Consider the following 17,046-nt stretch of genomic DNA (forward strand, 5'->3'; position numbering starts at 1 on the left):
GGAGCACAAGCATGGTCCAGTTCCTCAATACCAAAGAAACCCTTGTGACAGAGGCGATAGATGGTCTTCTGACCGCAACCGGCGGGGCGCTGACCCGCCTGGATGGGTATCCGCATATCAAGGTTGTCTACAGGTCGGATTGGGACAAATCCAAAGTTGCGCTGGTCTCGGGGGGAGGGTCCGGTCACGAACCCGCACATGCCGGGTTCGTTGGGGCCGGTATGCTAACGGCGGCCGTGTGCGGAGAGGTTTTTGCTTCGCCCTCGGTTGAGGCTGTCCTGGCAGGCATTCTGGCCGTGACAGGTGAGGCGGGGTGCTTGCTGATCGTGAAAAACTATACGGGCGACCGGCTGAATTTCGGGTTGGCTGCCGAACGGGCCCGCGCCTTGGGGCGTAAAGTGGAAATGGTGGTGGTCGATGACGACATCGCCTTGCCAGACCTTCCACAGCCCCGCGGTGTGGCGGGTACGCTGTTCGTGCATAAGATTGCCGGTGCGCTCGCCGAAAGTGGTGCCGATCTGGATACCGTGACGACTGCCGCAAAAAATGTCATTGAAAAAGTTGTCAGCATCGGCATGAGCTTGGATACCTGCACCGTTCCGGGCTCTCCCAAAGAGGATAGGATTGCGCCGGGCAAAGCAGAGTTGGGTTTGGGTATCCACGGCGAACCGGGTGTCGAGCAAGTGGATTTCGCAAATGCCATGACCGCCATGTCCACTGTTGTTGAGAAACTGAAACAACGTGTAAGTTCTGGCACTTGCGTGGCATTGGTTAACAACCTTGGGTCAACTACCCCCTTGGAAATGGCCGTCCTGACACATGCTTTGGCTGAAACAGGAATCGCTCAACATATCATTGGGCCAGCACCGATGATGACCTCATTGGATATGCATGGGTTTTCGGTTTCTATCTTGCCAGTCACCCAAGCCGATTTGTCGGCACTTGAGACCCCAGTTGAGATGGCCGCCTGGCCCGGTGTCAGTTCTATCGAACCGGTAAAGATTGCACCCCTGCCTGATGGGCTGACCCCGATTGATCCCATTCCGTCGAGCAACCCTAAGACCAAAGAAACGATCACTCGGTTGTCCGATTTGCTTATCAGTGCGGAAAAGCATCTGAACGAGCTGGATGCCAAATCCGGTGACGGTGATACAGGCAGCACACTTGCGACCGCGGCCAAATCATTGCAGGGCAGTCTTGACCGAATGCCTTTGGCCGATCTGACACAGCTTTTCCCCGCGCTGGGCAATGAACTGAGCCAGACAATGGGCGGCTCTTCTGGGGTCATCCTCGCGATATTCTTCAACGCGGCAGGGGACGCCTGTGCCAGCGGGGCTTCGGTATCCAAATCTCTGGTGGAAGGACTGAACCGCGTCAGTCAGGTAGGCGGAGCCAAGGTGGGTGACAGAACAATGATCGATGCGCTTGCACCCGCGCTTGCGGCGCTGCCCTCGGGGCTGATGCATGCTGCGAAGGCTGCACGTGAAGGCGCTGACAATACGGCAAATATTCACCATGCGAAGGCGGGTCGCGCAGCTTATGTCCCGGAAGAAAACCTGATTGGGCATAACGACCCGGGCGCTGAAGCCGTCGCCTTGTTGTTCGAGGGATTGGCGCACGAGATTGAAGGCTGAAAGACGCGTGGAAGACCATAAGCAAAAACTAGAAGTGGTGGAAAAGCCAACTGTCAACGACATCGCGCGCGTTGCAGGTGTCAGCCTCGCGACTGTTGATCGCGTTCTGAACGGACGTCCCGGTGTTCGCGCCGTGACTGTTGAAAAGGTACAAAAAGCGATTGATGACTTGGGGTATGTGCGCGACACCGCCGCTGCCAATCTGGCGCGTAAACGCGTTTACAATTTTCTTTTCGTACTGCCCGACGCCGACAACGAGTTTCTTGAGGCGTTGAGTAAGCAAATCGTTGAACAGTCACGCGATCAGTTTATCGAACGTACGCGTCTGAAGATTCAGCGCGTTGCGCCGTTCGAACCACAGGACATCGTCGAAATACTGGATGCCGTGGAAAGCAAAGAGGTCGACGGCGTCGCCGTCTTTGGCCCTGAGACTCCATCGGTACGCGATGCTGTCAAAAGGGTCAGGGACAAGGGTATCCCGGTTGTTGCCCTTGTGTCCGACCTGCCCAGTTCGGACCGCGATCATTTCGTGGGAATTGACAACGTGTCGGCCGGGCGAACAGCGGCGCAACTGATGGGTCGGTTCGTGCATAAAAAGGGCAAAGTTCTTGTCCTGACCGGCTCGCGCTTGGCGCGTGATCATCTCGAGCGGCGCCAAGGCTTTGATCTGGTCGTTGCCGAGGAGTTTCCGCATCTTGAAGTCGTGGCGTCTGTCGAGGGTCGCGATGACCCCGACCTGATTTACAAGATGATGCCCGAGATTTTTGAAACCTATCCCGATCTGGTTGGGATATATTCTTCCGCTGCGGGCAATGCGGGCCTGATTCAGTTTCTGTCCGAAAGCAAGATCAGCAAGGATCTGGTGATTATAGCCCACGAGCTTACGCCGCTCAGCCGTGAGGCTCTGACCCGCGGTACCTTTGACGCTTTGATCTCGCAGGACTCCGGGCATTTGGTTCGGTCTGCCGTCCGTCTGCTGCGCGCCACATCAGACAAGGTTCCGTTCAACAAAGCCCAGGAACGCATTCGTATCGATATCTATCTAAAGGAAAATTTGCCGCCGTAAGGGCATGGAATTTGGGGAGGACATATTATGAAGACGATCAAAGGCCCGGCTTTGTTTCTGGCGCAGTTTGCCGGGGATGAAGCACCTTTCAATTCATGGGATGCAATCACGAAATGGGCGGCTGAGTGCGGGTACAAGGGCGTTCAGGTTCCCAGTTGGGATGGCCGACTTTTTGACCTTGATACTGCTGCGTCCAGCCCCGGCTACTGCGATGACTTCAAGGGTAAGGCCAAAGAGAACGGCGTTGAAGTTACCGAATTGTCCACACACCTTCAGGGGCAGCTTGTGGCCGTTCACCCGGCTTATGACACAGCGTTCGATGGTTTTGCGTCCGAAACTGTCAGGGGAAATCCGAAAGCCCGGCAAGAATGGGCGGTGGATCAGGTCAAAAAGGCGCTTTCAGCGTCCAGAAATATGGGAATTTCAGCGCATGCGACTTTTTCGGGCGCGCTGGCCTGGCCATATGTTTATCCTTGGCCCCAGCGGCCCCCCGGGCTGATAGAAACCGCTTTTGATGAGCTCGCGCGCCGATGGGTGCCGATCCTGAACCATGCAGAAGACTGCGGCGTAGACGTCTGCTATGAAATCCATCCGGGCGAAGACCTACATGACGGCGTCACGTACGAGATGTTCTTGGAGCGGACAGGCAATCACGCACGGGCCTGCATGTTGTACGACCCATCGCACTATGTTCTGCAATGCCTCGACTATCTGGACAACATTGACATTTACAAGGATCGCATCCGGATGTTCCACGTCAAGGATGCGGAATTCAACCCAACGGGTCGGCAGGGTGTCTATTCTGGCTATCAAAGCTGGGTCAATCGGGCAGGACGCTTCCGGTCTCTTGGCGACGGGCAGGTGGATTTTGGGGCTGTCTTTTCAAAAATGGCGGCAAACGACTTTGACGGTTGGGCGGTGGTCGAATGGGAATGCTGCCTAAAGCACCCTGAGGATGGCGCGCGCGAAGGTGCCCAATTCGTGTCGGATCATATCATTCGTGTGACCGAAAAAGCCTTTGACGATTTCGCAGACAGCGGCACCGATGAGGCGGCCAATCGTAAAATGCTGGGGATAGACTGATGGTCACTGGACGTAGCGAAGAAACCTCTGGTCGCATTCGCCTTGGCATGGTCGGCGGTGGAAATGATGCCTTCATAGGAGGCGTGCATCGCATTGCAGCGCGATTGGACGACAAGTTCCAATTGGTTGCCGGAGCGTTGTCCTCAACGCCAGAGAAGTCCCGCGAAAGCGGGCAGGCGCTGGGTCTTGAACGTGTTTATGACGATTTCAAGCAGATGGCGATCAGAGAGGCACGGCTGAAATCAGGGATCGAAGCAGTTTCAATTGTCACGCCAAATCACGTGCATTACGCCGCCGCGCGTGAGTTCCTGAAGCGCGGCATTCACGTGATTTGTGATAAGCCTCTCACCGCGACCTTGGGTGACGCTAAAAAGCTGGTCAAAGCGGCTGAAAGTTCAAATGCACTGTTTATTCTGACTCATAATTACACCGGCTACCCCATGGTCCGGCAGGCGCGTGACATGGTTGCCAGCGGGCAGATCGGCAAAATCCGGGTAGTTCAGGTTGAGTACGCCCAAGATTGGCTGACCGAGCAGCAGGATTTCAAACAGGCAGAGTGGAGGACCGATCCCGAACGATCAGGCGCTGGCGGATCGACCGGTGACATTGGAACCCATGCCTATAATCTGGCTTGCTTTGTTACCGGCTTGAAAGCCGATAGCCTTGCCGCAGACATACAAGCCTTTGTTCCGGGGCGCCAAGTCGATGACAACGCGCATGTCCTGGTGCGTTTCGATGGCGGAGCGCGCGGAATGCTGTGGTGTTCTCAGGTCGCACCCGGCAACGAAAACGCCCTACGACTCCGTGTGTACGGCGAAAAGGGTGGGCTGGAGTGGGCTCAGGAAGACCCGAATTATCTTTGGTTTACGCCCTATGGTGAGCCAAAGCGTCTGATCACCAGAAATGGACCCGGGGCAGGGGATGCCGCCAATCGGATAAGCCGCGTACCACCGGGACACCCAGAGGGGTATCTGGAAGGTTTCGCGAACATCTACGGTGAAGCCGCCGAAGCCATTCTGGCTTTCCGACATGAAAAGCCACCAGAGGCATCGGTTTTGTATCCGACAGTTCACGATGGGCTGGAGGGTGTCAGGTTCGTGGCTGCTTGTGTGCAAAGCTCTGCAAGGAATGCGGCGTGGGTCAAGTTGGAGTAAATCCCTGAAATTGTGGGGTTGCATGGCACGAATAGCGCCGTGAAAAGGTCTCTGTGCTAAACAAATACCGAAGAGGCGCGCATGTATCTTGGATTGGATTTGGGGACGTCTGGTCTCAGAGGGATTTTGATAGATGATGCCGGTCACGTGCTAAGCGATGCCGAAACCAGCATTCCAACCTCAACACCAAAACCCGGTTGGTCCGAGCAGAACCCGTTGGATTGGATCAACGCGTGTAAGGAGGTTGTCAGGAAGCTTCGCGCAAGTGACGAAACCGCCTTTTCAAAACTGCGTGGCATCGGGCTGAGCGGGCACATGCATGGTGCGACTTTGCTGGGCTCTGACAGTGCGGTTCTTCGGCCGTGTATTCTGTGGAACGACACACGGTCAGCGGATCAGGCCAGGATACTGGATCAAACGCCGGAAATGCGCGCCATATCTGGAAACATCGTATTTCCGGGGTTTACCGCGCCGAAACTGGAATGGGTGCGCGCGCATGAGCCTGATGTATTCTCGAAAATAGCCAAAGTGCTTTTGCCGAAGGATTATCTACGGTTCTGGCTGACTGGCGAATACATCTCGGACATGTCGGATAGTGCGGGCACGTCATGGTTTGACGTTGGTCGGCGACAATGGTCGGATGCTGCGCTTGCCTTGGGACACATGCGCGTGGAACAGATGCCAAGTTTGATCGAAGGGACCGATCCGGGTGGTGATCTAAAGGCAGATTTGCAGCGCGAATGGGGGCTGTCTGGTCCCGTGGTCGTGGCGGGCGGTGCTGGCGACAACGCGGCGGCCGCCTGCGGTATCGGAAGCATACAAGACGGCGCGGGGTTTGTTTCGCTGGGAACTTCGGGCGTTCTGCTTGTTGCAAGGGACGCATACGCTCCGGCTCCGGAAACTGCGGTGCACTGTTTTTGCCATTCTATTCCAGACACGTGGATACAAATGGGCGTTATTCTCTCGGCCACCAACAGCCTGAACTGGCTATCGCGAAACCTCGGACAGCCCGTGGACAAGTTGGCCGCATCATTGCCTGACGCGGTCACTGGCCCGTCTGGGATCACATTCCTGCCCTACCTTTCCGGGGAACGAACGCCCCATAACGACAGTAGTGTCCGAGGGGCGTTTATGGGCTTGGACGTTTCTTCCGCCCCCGCAGACCTAACCCATGCCGTTATGGAAGGCGTGGCCTTCGCCATGCGTGATTGCCTGGAAGCTCTGAAAAGCACTGGAACATCGCCGCAGAACCTGATGGCTGTCGGCGGGGGCGCGCGATCGAGGTTTTGGTTAGAGACCTTGGCAACAGTTCTGCAGGTCCCTCTGAACCTGCCCAAAGGCAGTGAATTCGGGGCGGCCATGGGGGCTGCGCGTTTGGCCATTTGTACCGTGAACAATGCAGAGCCAGCCGAAGTGATGTTGCCGCCGGAAATCGAGGATAAGATTGAACCCCGCAGTGATTTGATTGACGCTTACGAAACTGAATACGGCAGATACAGGCAATTCTACACAGCGCTGGCGCCACTGGCCGCGAAGTGACAACTGAGGCTGCGAGTGTTTCTCGGATCGAAAGTGCAGTCTTTACGAGGGCATGCGCATCTTGGTCCTCAAGGGCGTGGTTTGCGATCTGAACGCCAACGGGCCACCCGATTTGGCCTTAGCAAAGGATGTTTAGCATTTAGGGTGTGTTCGCTATGAGCTCCCTCACTTTAAGGATGGAAACTTGTTCGATTCCATAGGCCGCAGCGCCCTTGGCCCACATCAGGTCGCCCCAATGGTGAACCTTGATTTCAGGCAAGGCTGCGTCGACATTTACAACGCCACTGCGTATGCGGGCCAAAACCTCATCCGTACAGAGATGTTCAAAGCTTTTTTGCGTGCCTGACACGATAATACACTCTGGGTCGAACAGGTTGATGAGGTTGGATACCCCAAGACCAAATATCTGACCGGCACGGGAAAGAACCGAAGCGGCCCTTTGATCACCCGAATGCGCGCGATCATGTATGTCTGCAACGGTCATTGCTTCGTTTGTCTGACCTGTGACCGCCATTTCACGGATCAAAGCATAGTCGCCGACATAGGCTTCAAGACACCCGCGTTGGCCGCACTGGCACAAGGCACCGTCAAGTTGAACCTTGGTGTGCCCAAACTCGGCACCGCATCCGTTTTTTCCACGGTAAAGCTGACCATCCAGAACGATCCCAAGGCCGACGCCATGCTCGATCGTAACGACGAGAAAGGTCTTTAGACCTTTGCCAAGTCCAAACAATTGCTCGGCTTTCGCAACCAGGTTGGCGTCGTTGTCCATAAAGGCAGGGCAGGGTAGATCGTGAGAAAGCAAGTTACTGAAATCAATGTTCCTTTCAGTGATCGAAGACGACCAGTACACAAAATTCCTGTTTGCGTCCACAAGGCCAGCCACTCCAATTGAAACGCCAGCAAGATCTTTGGCAGATCGGCCAATTTGCGCGCAGGTTTCGTCAAGAGCGCTGCGGATGGACGCTACGAACTCAGATGGTGACATTCTAGGTTTTTCCAGCGGGTGTTTGTAAGACGCGATTTCGCTACCTTCAAAATCGACCAGAATGACCGAGATACCTTGCCGCGCGACTTTTAGACCTGCAACAATGTAGGACTTGGCATCCAGCTGCAGCAAAACCCTTGGTCTGCCTCTTTTGCCGGGCGCGGATATCGCTTCGCTTTCAATCTCTTTAATTAACCCGGCTGTGATCAGATCTGCAGTGGCCGCCGTTACAGTTGCCGGACTGGTTTGCAATGCCGACGCAATATCAATCCGCGAAACGGCACCCTTTGTCCTGATATGCTCCAGGACCCGCAGACGGGTTGCGTTCCGTTGTTCCAAGGAAATCAAAGAGGCTTTGTTTTTCAGTCTCTTGCCCTCGTGAATCTTTCTGTGAATTCAATTTAAAGCAATTTTGGTGCCGCATATAGAATAATATTTTGCCGAATAAAATAAATATGATATTCAAACTTATAGGTCGGGAATCGAGATAAGACGGCTTGAAAAATGAGAGGTTATCCTGCGACATCCTAGGCGCCGTTGCTTTTGTCTATGAAAGCTCGCTTTCCCGTGCCTGCGAGGGCGTGATGCACGGGCATAGCGCGAAATCGCATATCGAGCATGGCTAATCCGATGATGACGCATTGTTCATGGATAACCCCACTGAAGCGCCTAGATTGCCTGAATTTCTAGGCAATCTTTGGTTGATGATTATTCTCGGCAAGCAGCCAGTGCGGAACCGAGGGGGAGGGAAGCCATGACAAGTGGATTTTTCGACGGGATTGAGAAAGTTCAATTCGAAGGGGCAGACAGCAATAACCCGCTGGCCTTCCGGCACTATGACCCAGACGAGATCGTGATGGGGAAGCGTATGGAGGACCACCTTAGGTTCGCAGTGGCCTGCTGGCATTCTTTCGCGTGGGAGGGCGGAGACCCCTTTGGCGGGCCGACATTCGAACGTCCGTGGCACCCGCAGAACGATATGGGGCGGGCGCGCATGAAGGCGAATATTGCGTTCGAAATGTTTGAAATACTGGGTCAGCCTTTCTTTTGCTGGCACGACGCTGACGTTCGGCCCGAACAAGGCAATTTCGCCGAAAACCTTAAGACCTTGGAGGAGATCACCGACTACATCGCAGAACGAATGCAGGTATCTGGTACTAAGTTGCTTTGGGGAACGGCCAATATGTTCAGCCATCGCCGGTGGATGGCCGGTGCCAGCACAAACCCAGACCCTGATGTTTTTGCGTTCGCGGCTGCAACTGTAAAATCGTGTTTGGATGCAACGCAGAAACTGGGCGGTGAAAACTATGTTCTCTGGGGGGGACGCGAAGGGTACGAAACCCTGTTGAACACCGACTTGAAGGCCGAGATGGACCATATGGGCCGGTTTCTGAACATGGTTGTGGAGTATAAGCACAAGATCGGGTTCAAAGGCACAATTCTGGTGGAGCCGAAACCTCAGGAACCGTCAAAGCATCAGTATGATTATGATGCGGCGACCTGCATCGGTTTTCTCAGGAAATATGGGTTGGAAAATGAGGTGAAGCTGAACCTCGAACAGGGGCACGCGATCCTTGCCGGGCATAGTTTTGAACATGAAATCGCCGTCGCCGCCGCAGAGGGGATGCTGGGTTCGATTGATATGAACCGCAATGACTACCAATCGGGGTGGGACACGGATCAGTTCCCAAACAATACGCCAGAGGTTGCCTTGGCCTATTACCACATTCTGAAGGCGGGGGGCTTCACGACCGGTGGCACAAATTTCGACGCCAAGTTACGCCGGCAGTCCATTGATGCGAAGGATCTGATTGCGGCCCATGTGGGCGGGATGGACGTCTGTGCACGGGGTCTGAAAGCCGCTGCGGCACTGATCGAAGATGGCGGCTTGGAGCGTGCTCTGCAAGAGAGGTATTCGGGCTGGGACACTCCGCAATCCGCGTCCATGTTGGATAGCAGTCTGGACGAGATTGCCGCGCGAGTTCTGCAAGAAGATATCAATCCGGAGCCGCGCTCAGGTCGCCAAGAAATGCTCGAAAACTATGTGAACAGGTTTGTCTGAGGCGGGCTGAGGACTAAAAAAACGGTTCACACAGTGTTTGCAGAATGCTTATTCCGAACCTTCAGGCCCATTAAGGACGCGTGAAGAATTGTCAGACGGCACAGGTAATTGGATAGTCTAAGGAACAAAGCTGTCGGGCACACCGAATATCGGTGTGTTCACGCTCGCCCCCGTTAAAGCGTGTAAGAATGAAACAAGGTTTTGGACTTCACGGTCGTTGAGTTTGACCGGCTCAATGTCGATCTTGTTCCGTTGACGGTCCATTTCTAAACGGTCGTCCCAAACCAGGAAATCTGCTTGTTGAAGCCACGGAACATTTGGCAGTGCGGCCATTTCGGGCGTCCAATTTGCCAGGCTTTTCTGCGGGTCCATGTGATGGCGGATCATACTTTCCAGGTCGGGAAAAGCCCCGTTATGTCCATAAGGTGCGGTCAGGGCGACATTGCGCAGCATCGGGGTGCGGAACCGGTACGCGTCTTCCAGACGGTTGCTTTCACCCATACGCCCAACGTCTCGGACGAACGGGTCCCATTGCCGGGTTCGTCCCGGGCCGAAGGGTGGCAAACCCAAGGCGTGGAAACTTTGGTCCGACAGTAATGGGCCTGAATGGCAGGTGGCGCAGCGCGCTTTTCCGTAGAACAGGTCCATCCCGTCTTTTTGGGTGGGTGACAGGGCGTCGGCGTTTCCGGCAAGGTACTGATCAAACGAACTGTCCGTGCTGCGCCATTCGATGGCCATAAAGGCCGCCAAACTGTTGGCAATATGTGTGATTGTAATGTCTTCAGGCGTCTCAATATCATCGAAAGCCGCTGCGATCGCTGGTCCATAAAACGGATCGGTACGTACACGTTTGGCCAGGATCGGCCAGCCTTTGTCGATCCGGTCATGGACCGCACCGGTCACTTGGTTTTCGGCTACATTGCCCGCCATTTCGAATTGCGAGGTCAACGGAAACAGCGCTTGCGCCGCCAGCAGTGAGTTCAACCCATCCGGCAACCATTCCTGTGCGGGTGAGTTGAAGCCGTTTTCGTATGCGTCAGAGATACTCAGGCGACCATCGTGAAAAACGGTATGGATCTCTTTAGCGCCAAGGTTCCATAACCCCGGTGAATTGCGGGGTATGCGTTTGCGAATCTTGTCGGGGCCGGAACCCGGCATACGGTCAGGCCCCAAACCTTGCCCGCCTTCGCCGATGCCCAGCGATAGACCATCGGATGTGCCAAAATCCGGGTGATGGCAATGCGCGCAGGCGATGTTCCGATTGCCCGACAGAATTGGATCGTAAAACAGTTGATGACCGATTGCGGCCTGTTCCATATCAAAGGACAAAAAGTCATCATCCGTCAGCGGTTGCGGCAATTCCTGTGCGGCAGCGGCTCCGGCCCACAGGAGACCAATCGCCCCATGCGCCAGTTTGTTTTTGCCCTTTGTTTCCTTGCCACCCCTGCGCTGGCCGAATTGGAGCGGGCTCGTGATCTGATGGAGGAGGGGAAATTTGATGCAGCCCGCGAAGAGCTTTTGCCCGCCGCCCGGTCTGGAAATGCCGAGGCCGAGGAACTGATCGGCGTGATGTACGGTCTTGGCCTTGGTGTCGAGCAGGACCATGAGCGCGCGTTCGAGTGGTATCTGCGCGCTTCGATGAAAGGTCATCCGGGGGCGCAATCTGGAGTGGGCTGGTATTATGAGCTGGGTTTGGGCATGCCAGCACCCGATCTGGTGCGGGCCTATATGTGGTATACGCTCAGCGCCATTGGCGGCGATCCCGACGCGGCGATCAGCCTTGAGGAAGTGGTTAAGAAAATGTCGCCGGAGCAGATCGAAAGGGCGCATGTTCTGGTAAATGACTACAAGGTTTGGATGTATCCGTTTCGTTGAACGGGCCGGGCCATTGGCCCGACCCCTTGGCGATTAGTTCAAGTCCGCGTCACGTGCTGCGTTGATCTGTGCTTCGGCCTCCGCCACGGCCTCGGTCAAAGCCACAAAGATCTCATCTCCGCGGGCAACGTTGGATTGGAACCAGTCATAGACCGGGGAAGCGGCCTCTTTGAAGGCGGCCTTTTGCTCGGGCGTCGGGACATAGAGGTCTCCTCCACCGGCAACAAACTCTTCGTATGCCTGAATCGACTTGCGCTTGGGTGAGGCAAACGTCGCTTGTTGCAAGGCATAGAAACCGTCCACAACCACGCGGCGCAGATCCTCGGGCATGTCCTGGAACTTGGCGTTATTCATCCACCACAGCGCACCCATATAGGCATGACCATCCAGAGTGACATATTGCAGGCCCGCATCAGGGAATTTCATCCCCATGATATCGGTGATGCCATTCTTGGACCCTTCAACAACACCGGTCTGAAAGCTGGTGAACAGCTCGGGCCACGGGATTGGGGTCGGGGATGCACCCAGCGCCTTGACCAGTTCCTGCGGCAGGTCGGCCACCACGGTGCGGATTTTCAAACCTTCCATATCGGCAGGTTCGGCGATACGGCGCTGTGTGTTGGCGAAGTTGCGCCAACCTCCGGTGTTTCCGATTGTCATCAGGCGGATTGCACCACCGGAATCCTCCAGCGCCATATCGCGCATTTTACGGGTGAAATCGCCTGACAGAACGTGTTCTGCGACGCGGTCATCAGCCATCAGATACGGCAGGTCCAAAACCTGCACGTAAGGAAAGATACCCGATGCACCACCAGAAGTTGAGATATAGATATCAATGGTACCATCGGCCACGCCCTGAAGGCATTCCGCACCGTTCGAACATAGTTGCGTGCCGATGAACAGCTCGACTTCGATCGCACCGTTCGAGGCCGCCTCGACATAGTTCTTGAAAACAACAAGACCGTCGTAATCCTCGTCATTTTCGTTCGAGTTTGCCGTAGCGCGCAACGTGAAATCGGCCGCCGTGGCCGCAATGGCGGACGCAGCCACCAGCGATGTGGCCACCGCCGCGGTTTTTAGGAAATTTCTGAGCATGCGTTTCCTCCCTGTGATACTCAGTTAATTTGCAAATCCCGTTATTCGTGGGATCGTCATGGATAGGGCTGGGACATAGGTGATCAAAAAGATCACTATGATTTCTACCGCCAGGAATGGCAGGATTGCCTTGGCGATGGTTTCAACTTTCTCGCGCGAAACGGCTGCGGCCACGAACAGAACTAGGCCCATCGGTGGTGTCGCCAGGCCGACGGTCAGGTTGACGCTCATGATAATGGCGAAGTGGATCGGATCCACGCCGAGGCTGGTAAATATAGGCGCGAGGATGGGGCCAAGGATGATAATCGCCGGACCCGCGTCCAGAAACATGCCGACGATGAACAGCAGCAGATTTATCAGGAACAAAAGGATCAGTGGGTTTTCAGACAGGCTCAGGATCAAAGACGCCAGCTGTTCCGGTGCATGGCTCAGGCTGACGACGGTCTTGAACGCCATTGCCGCACCAACCAGCAGCAGAACAACAGCCGATGTCAGACCCGCATTGCTGAGAATTTCGGGCACCTCCTTGAAGGTCAGTGTGCGCAGGACGAAAAACCCGATCATGAAGGCATAACCTACAGCCACGGCGGCGGCTTCGGTGGGTGTGAAGATGCCGCCTAGAATGCCGCCGAGAATAATAACTGGCGTCAGCAGCGGAAAGAACGCCTTGAGGCTCGCCTGACGACGCTCAGGCCAGGTATATTTGCGGCTGGCGACAGGGAAGTCGTATTTGTCGGCCATGACCTTGATCATCAGCATCAGGCCCACGCCGACCATCACACCGGGCACGATGCCCGCTAGGAACAGGGCGGCGACGCTTTCACCCATGACATAAGCGTAGATGATCATGATACCCGAAGGCGGGATAATCGGTCCGATCACTGAACTGGCAGCTGTGATAGCAGCGGCAAAACGACGGGTATATCCCTGTTTCTCCATCGCTGGGATCAACATTGACCCCAAAGCCGAAGTATCGGCCACGGCAGAGCCGGACAACCCTGCGAACAGGATTGAGCTCAGCACGTTAACATGCGCCAGACCGCCCCGGAAATGGCCCATCAGCGCCTGGCTGAATTCAACAAGGCGGATTGTGATACCGCCGCGGTTCATCAATTCGCCGGCCAGCATAAAAAACGGGATGGCCATCAGGGGAAAGCTGTCCATGCCGTTATAGACATTGCGATACAGTAGCGTGATGTCGTTGCTTTGTCCGTTCAGCCAAAGCAGGATACCCGGCGCGGCCAAAAGCGCGAAAAAGACCGGCAGGCCGATCATAAGGAAGATCAGGAAAGTCGGCAGGAACCAGATCAGCATCTATTCAGCCCCCACCGGTGCATCAGCGATTTTTGGCAACAGATCTCCGCCGCCAAGCAGTGTGATGATGGCCCGCAGTATCAGCTCGATATTGACGGCGATCAGAAGGATCACGCCGACCAGCAAAGACGCCATCATCCAACTGCGCGGTATGCGGTACCATTCGTCAAAGCCGATAGACGTCGGCAGATACAGCGCGGCAGTGGCAAATTTACCGCCGAAGCCTGTGACTTCGGACCAGCCGATGTTGACGGTGACCAGCAACACGGCCAGCGACACGACCAGAAGGAAAAGGGTCAGGATTTGCCCCATCATGCGTGGCAGCATCAATGGCACCATGTCGATGGCAACGAAGCCGCCCCTCCGAAAGGCTGTCGGTGCCATAAGGCCGGTCATCCACAGCATGCAGAAACGCGCGGCTTCGTCCGGCCAGGGCAAAGCGTTGCCCAGCACGTATCGGAAGAAAACCTGGACCAAAATCGCGATCACCATCAGCGCCATAGCAACGACGCCAACCGCGCGGCCCAGACGCAGCGCGGTTTCATTCACGATCGCAATCGGTGCTAGCACCGATGTCAATCCGCCCATGCGGATCCTCCCTTGTTCAGTCGCGGATTGCCTCCGCAATCGTCAGAGCGCGCTTATTTTTGCGCGAATTGGCCGAACTTTCCGGCAAAAAAGGTCAGCGCATCCCCCTCGGCTATGCTGGCCCTCAGAACTCTTCCAACCACGATAACGTGGTCGCCTGCATCGTGGTAAGCGTGCTGCTCACATTCAAATCGCGCCAAGCAGTCTGGAAGCAGCGGCGTGCCGTTTTCACACAACTCATGGTCAATGTCCCGCAAAGCGTGCGCGTCTTTGGAGCAGCCAAAGCACAGCTCGGCCTGATCAGATGAAAGAACGTGCACGCTGAAATGGCGGGCCCGGTGAAAATACGGGAAGCGGCGGGAATTGCGGTCTCCGGCCCACATGATCAGCGGGGGGTCAAGCGACAGGGACGAGAAACTGTTGGCCGTGATACAGATCGGGCCATCCTTGCTGTTGCAGGTTACGATCGTGACGCCGGTGGCAAAGCGGCCGAAAGCATCACGCAGGGTTCGAGTGTCGTCCTTGTGAGGGACGAAGGTGTGAGTCATGTCCCTTGAGATTGCATTCATCATGGTACCTCATGTCCCAGCGCCGCCTCGTAAAGACGGAACCAGGTCTCGCGATCCAGTTTGACTTTCAGGGCATCGGATATGCCCTTGATGCGATCCAGATTGTTGGTGCCCAGAACGGGTAGAATACCGGCGGGGTGCGCCAGAAGGAATGCAACCGCGACAGCAGCGCGATCTACACTAAACTCGGCCGCGATTTCATCTGCGACCACACCGACCGGAGGATTGCCCGCCATCAGCATGCCTCCTCCCAACGGAGACCAAGCCATCACGGGTTGGCCATGCTGTTGATGAAACGCCAGATCGCCATTGGTAAACGGACTGATCTCTCCCAATGAAATCTCGATCTGGTTGGTGACCAGTTGTGTTTTCATCGCCGATTGAAGCAAGCTCCAGTCCCACGGGCGAAAATTTGATACGCCAACCGCGCCCACCTTGCCGCTGGCGACAACTTCGTCCAGCGCAGCGCCTGTTTCGTTGTGGTCCATAAACGGATCGGGGCGGTGGATCAGCAACAGGTCGATATGGTCGATCGCCATTTCGGTTAGGGATGTTTCAACCGATTTCAGGATATGAGCCCGCGACGTGTCATAGTGTTTCACCTTCGCATGTGCATACCGACCGCACGGCGCGATGATATCGCATTTCGTGACGATCTCCATCTTTTGACGCAGCGCGGGGTTTGCGTGCAATGCAGCGCCCAAAACCGCCTCGGCATTGTAGTCGCCGTATATATCCGCCTGATCGAAGGTCGTAATGCCCTGATCCAGACAGGCCTGTATTTTCGCTTCAACATGACCCGCCGAAGTGTCGCTGTCATCACCCAAACGCCACATGCCATAGACAAGACGGCTCATTTCCAGCGAGTCAGATAGTTTTACACGTTGCATCAGCGGCGAACTCCTTGGCCCAGCGGTGTGGCTGGGGTCGACTTTGGTACTCGCCCATATGCTTCCGGGAGCGAGCAGGTTTTGAGGTTGGGCAACACCCGGGCACCAAAGTGCTTGGCTTCATCGATATGAGGATAGCCCGAGAAGATAAACGCGCGGATGCCCATTTTCTGATAGTCTTCGATCTTTGACATAACCTGATCTGTCGACCCGACCAACGCCGCACCGCAGCCTGAGCGCGCGCGGCCAACACCGGTCCAAAGCCCCGGTTCGACATAGCCGTACTCATCGGCAAGATCGCGGTTTTTGGCCTGATGCGCCACCCCCAGAGAGGTCGCGTCCAGCGCCCTTTCACGGATCGCGCGGCCATATTCATCATCCAGCCTTGAGACGATGTAATCCGCGTATTCCTGCGCTTCGGCTTCGGTGTCGCGAACGATCATGTGAACGCGTAGGCCGTAGTCCAAGGTGCGGTTGTAGTTTTCAGCAACTGCGTGAACCGCTTTCATGCGCTGGGCAAGCTGGTCTTTCGTCTCGGGCCACATCAGGTAGACGTCGCAATGCTCGCCGCAAAGCTCCAACGCGGACGGAGAATACCCCCCAAAATAAAGCAGGGGACCACCGGTCTGATAGGGCTTGGCCGGATCAGTTGTCAGGCCCGAGAAATTGTAAACCTCGCCCGAATGGTTGATCTCATCCTGCGTCCAGGCCTGTTTGAGTATTTCCACCACTTCGCGCGACCGCTGATAACGATAGGCGCTGTCGGCTTTTTCGCCGGGGAAGTCGGATGAGATGATATTGACCGTCAACCGCCCCTTCAGCATGTGGTCAAGGGTCGCGATGGTGCGGGCCAGCATGATTGGCTGCATTTCACCGCAACGTACGGCCGCCAACATGTTGATCTTTTCGGTGATCGGCGCGCACCCGGCAACAAAGCTCAACGTATCCTGACCGACCTGATAAGATGATGGGCAAAGAATGTTGCGAAACCCCTGTGCTTCGGCCTCTTTCACGATGCCCGAGCAGTGTTCCCAACTCGACCGCAGATCGCCATCAGGAACGCCCAAAAACTGGTAATCGTCCGAACACAGCGCCGCGAACCATGAAACTTCAGCCGCGTCCAGATCGGGGGAATTTATGGGGACGATTGTCATCTGATTCGGGCTCCGCTTCGGTTTTACTTTTCCTC

Annotated in this window: 15 protein-coding genes; 7 read left to right on the top strand and 8 right to left on the bottom strand. The window is 55.6% G+C overall.

Translation table 11 applies throughout. The annotated features are described in order from the left end of the window. Nucleotides 1-11: 11 nt before the first annotated feature. From AC2FIT_RS15540 to xylB, 5 genes are all read left to right on the top strand, one after another. On the top strand, nucleotides 12-1,634 hold the full coding sequence (locus AC2FIT_RS15540; RefSeq protein ID WP_496830958.1) for a dihydroxyacetone kinase subunit DhaK: 1,623 nt from the start codon (nucleotides 12-14) through the stop codon (nucleotides 1,632-1,634). Between the two features lie 7 nt (nucleotides 1,635-1,641). Further along, the gene (locus AC2FIT_RS15545) at nucleotides 1,642-2,700 is read left to right on the top strand and encodes a LacI family DNA-binding transcriptional regulator (protein WP_496830960.1); all 1,059 of its coding nucleotides are present in this window, start codon (nucleotides 1,642-1,644) and stop codon (nucleotides 2,698-2,700) included. A gap of 27 nt (nucleotides 2,701-2,727) precedes the next feature. Next, nucleotides 2,728-3,783: a sugar phosphate isomerase/epimerase family protein gene (locus AC2FIT_RS15550; protein ID WP_496830962.1), complete on the top strand. Its 1,056-nt coding sequence runs from the start codon at nucleotides 2,728-2,730 to the stop codon at nucleotides 3,781-3,783. After that, nucleotides 3,783-4,937 carry a Gfo/Idh/MocA family protein gene (locus tag AC2FIT_RS15555; protein ID WP_496830964.1) on the top strand — a complete coding sequence of 385 codons (1,155 nt, stop codon included), beginning with the start codon at nucleotides 3,783-3,785 and terminating at the stop codon, nucleotides 4,935-4,937. The genes AC2FIT_RS15550 and AC2FIT_RS15555 overlap by 1 nt, the downstream gene beginning before the upstream one ends. Before the next feature lie 81 nt (nucleotides 4,938-5,018). After that, entirely contained in the window at nucleotides 5,019-6,476 is a 1,458-nt protein-coding gene (xylB, locus tag AC2FIT_RS15560; protein ID WP_496830966.1) for a xylulokinase, read from the top strand. 139 nt (nucleotides 6,477-6,615) lie between these two features. Here the strand turns inward: xylB and AC2FIT_RS15565 are convergent, their stop codons facing one another. Then, nucleotides 6,616-7,803, bottom strand: a complete 1,188-nt coding sequence (locus AC2FIT_RS15565) for an ROK family protein (protein WP_496830968.1) — start codon at nucleotides 7,801-7,803, stop codon at nucleotides 6,616-6,618. Between the two features lie 415 nt (nucleotides 7,804-8,218). Here AC2FIT_RS15565 and xylA point away from each other — a divergent pair, with 415 nt between their 5' ends. Continuing rightward, nucleotides 8,219-9,526 carry a xylose isomerase gene (gene xylA, locus AC2FIT_RS15570; RefSeq protein ID WP_496830969.1) on the top strand — a complete coding sequence of 436 codons (1,308 nt, stop codon included), beginning with the start codon at nucleotides 8,219-8,221 and terminating at the stop codon, nucleotides 9,524-9,526. Between the two features lie 117 nt (nucleotides 9,527-9,643). On the opposite strand, the gene AC2FIT_RS15575 is transcribed toward xylA, so the two are convergent. Then, nucleotides 9,644-10,855 (bottom strand): cytochrome-c peroxidase, encoded by a 1,212-nt coding sequence (locus AC2FIT_RS15575; protein ID WP_496830971.1) that lies wholly within the window; start codon nucleotides 10,853-10,855, stop codon nucleotides 9,644-9,646. A 75-nt stretch (nucleotides 10,856-10,930) separates the two neighbouring features. Here AC2FIT_RS15575 and AC2FIT_RS15580 point away from each other — a divergent pair, with 75 nt between their 5' ends. Beyond that, nucleotides 10,931-11,401 carry a tetratricopeptide repeat protein gene (locus tag AC2FIT_RS15580; RefSeq protein WP_475180430.1) on the top strand — a complete coding sequence of 157 codons (471 nt, stop codon included), beginning with the start codon at nucleotides 10,931-10,933 and terminating at the stop codon, nucleotides 11,399-11,401. 33 nt (nucleotides 11,402-11,434) lie between these two features. On the opposite strand, the gene AC2FIT_RS15585 is transcribed toward AC2FIT_RS15580, so the two are convergent. From AC2FIT_RS15585 to AC2FIT_RS15610, 6 genes are read right to left on the bottom strand one after another with little or no spacing between them, the layout of a single operon-like run. Continuing rightward, nucleotides 11,435-12,496 carry a TRAP transporter substrate-binding protein gene (locus AC2FIT_RS15585; RefSeq protein WP_496830973.1) on the bottom strand — a complete coding sequence of 354 codons (1,062 nt, stop codon included), beginning with the start codon at nucleotides 12,494-12,496 and terminating at the stop codon, nucleotides 11,435-11,437. A gap of 24 nt (nucleotides 12,497-12,520) precedes the next feature. Then, nucleotides 12,521-13,810 (bottom strand): TRAP transporter large permease, encoded by a 1,290-nt coding sequence (locus AC2FIT_RS15590; RefSeq protein WP_496830975.1) that lies wholly within the window; start codon nucleotides 13,808-13,810, stop codon nucleotides 12,521-12,523. Further along, on the bottom strand, nucleotides 13,811-14,398 hold the full coding sequence (locus tag AC2FIT_RS15595; protein ID WP_496830977.1) for a TRAP transporter small permease: 588 nt from the start codon (nucleotides 14,396-14,398) through the stop codon (nucleotides 13,811-13,813). Nucleotides 14,399-14,451: 53 nt separating this feature from the next. Next, entirely contained in the window at nucleotides 14,452-14,967 is a 516-nt protein-coding gene (locus AC2FIT_RS15600; protein WP_496831047.1) for a flavin reductase family protein, read from the bottom strand. After that, nucleotides 14,967-15,857 carry an aldo/keto reductase gene (locus AC2FIT_RS15605; RefSeq protein ID WP_496830979.1) on the bottom strand — a complete coding sequence of 297 codons (891 nt, stop codon included), beginning with the start codon at nucleotides 15,855-15,857 and terminating at the stop codon, nucleotides 14,967-14,969. Before AC2FIT_RS15605 ends, AC2FIT_RS15600 begins: the two co-directional genes overlap by 1 nt. Further along, a complete protein-coding gene (locus tag AC2FIT_RS15610; protein WP_496830980.1) occupies nucleotides 15,857-17,011 on the bottom strand; it encodes an LLM class flavin-dependent oxidoreductase in 1,155 nt (384 codons plus the stop codon). Before AC2FIT_RS15610 ends, AC2FIT_RS15605 begins: the two co-directional genes overlap by 1 nt. Between the last annotated feature and the right edge of the window lie 35 nt (nucleotides 17,012-17,046).

The organism is Ruegeria sp. YTSA135, assembly GCF_059610165.1.

What these genes read in the sequence shown, in the direction of transcription:
- AC2FIT_RS15540 (WP_496830958.1), top strand. Translation starts at nt 12, where the DNA reads ATGGTCCAGTTCCTCAATACCAAAGAAACCCTTGTGACAGAGGCGATA.
- AC2FIT_RS15550 (WP_496830962.1), top strand. Translation starts at nt 2,728, where the DNA reads ATGAAGACGATCAAAGGCCCGGCTTTGTTTCTGGCGCAGTTTGCCGGG.
- AC2FIT_RS15555 (WP_496830964.1), top strand. Translation starts at nt 3,783, where the DNA reads ATGGTCACTGGACGTAGCGAAGAAACCTCTGGTCGCATTCGCCTTGGC.
- xylB (WP_496830966.1), top strand. Translation starts at nt 5,019, where the DNA reads ATGTATCTTGGATTGGATTTGGGGACGTCTGGTCTCAGAGGGATTTTG.
- xylA (WP_496830969.1), top strand. Translation starts at nt 8,219, where the DNA reads ATGACAAGTGGATTTTTCGACGGGATTGAGAAAGTTCAATTCGAAGGG.
- AC2FIT_RS15580 (WP_475180430.1), top strand. Translation starts at nt 10,931, where the DNA reads ATGCGCCAGTTTGTTTTTGCCCTTTGTTTCCTTGCCACCCCTGCGCTG.
- AC2FIT_RS15585 (WP_496830973.1), bottom strand. Translation starts at nt 12,496, where the DNA reads ATGCTCAGAAATTTCCTAAAAACCGCGGCGGTGGCCACATCGCTGGTG.
- AC2FIT_RS15590 (WP_496830975.1), bottom strand. Translation starts at nt 13,810, where the DNA reads ATGCTGATCTGGTTCCTGCCGACTTTCCTGATCTTCCTTATGATCGGC.
- AC2FIT_RS15595 (WP_496830977.1), bottom strand. Translation starts at nt 14,398, where the DNA reads ATGGGCGGATTGACATCGGTGCTAGCACCGATTGCGATCGTGAATGAA.
- AC2FIT_RS15600 (WP_496831047.1), bottom strand. Translation starts at nt 14,967, where the DNA reads ATGAATGCAATCTCAAGGGACATGACTCACACCTTCGTCCCTCACAAG.
- AC2FIT_RS15605 (WP_496830979.1), bottom strand. Translation starts at nt 15,857, where the DNA reads ATGCAACGTGTAAAACTATCTGACTCGCTGGAAATGAGCCGTCTTGTC.
- AC2FIT_RS15610 (WP_496830980.1), bottom strand. Translation starts at nt 17,011, where the DNA reads ATGACAATCGTCCCCATAAATTCCCCCGATCTGGACGCGGCTGAAGTT.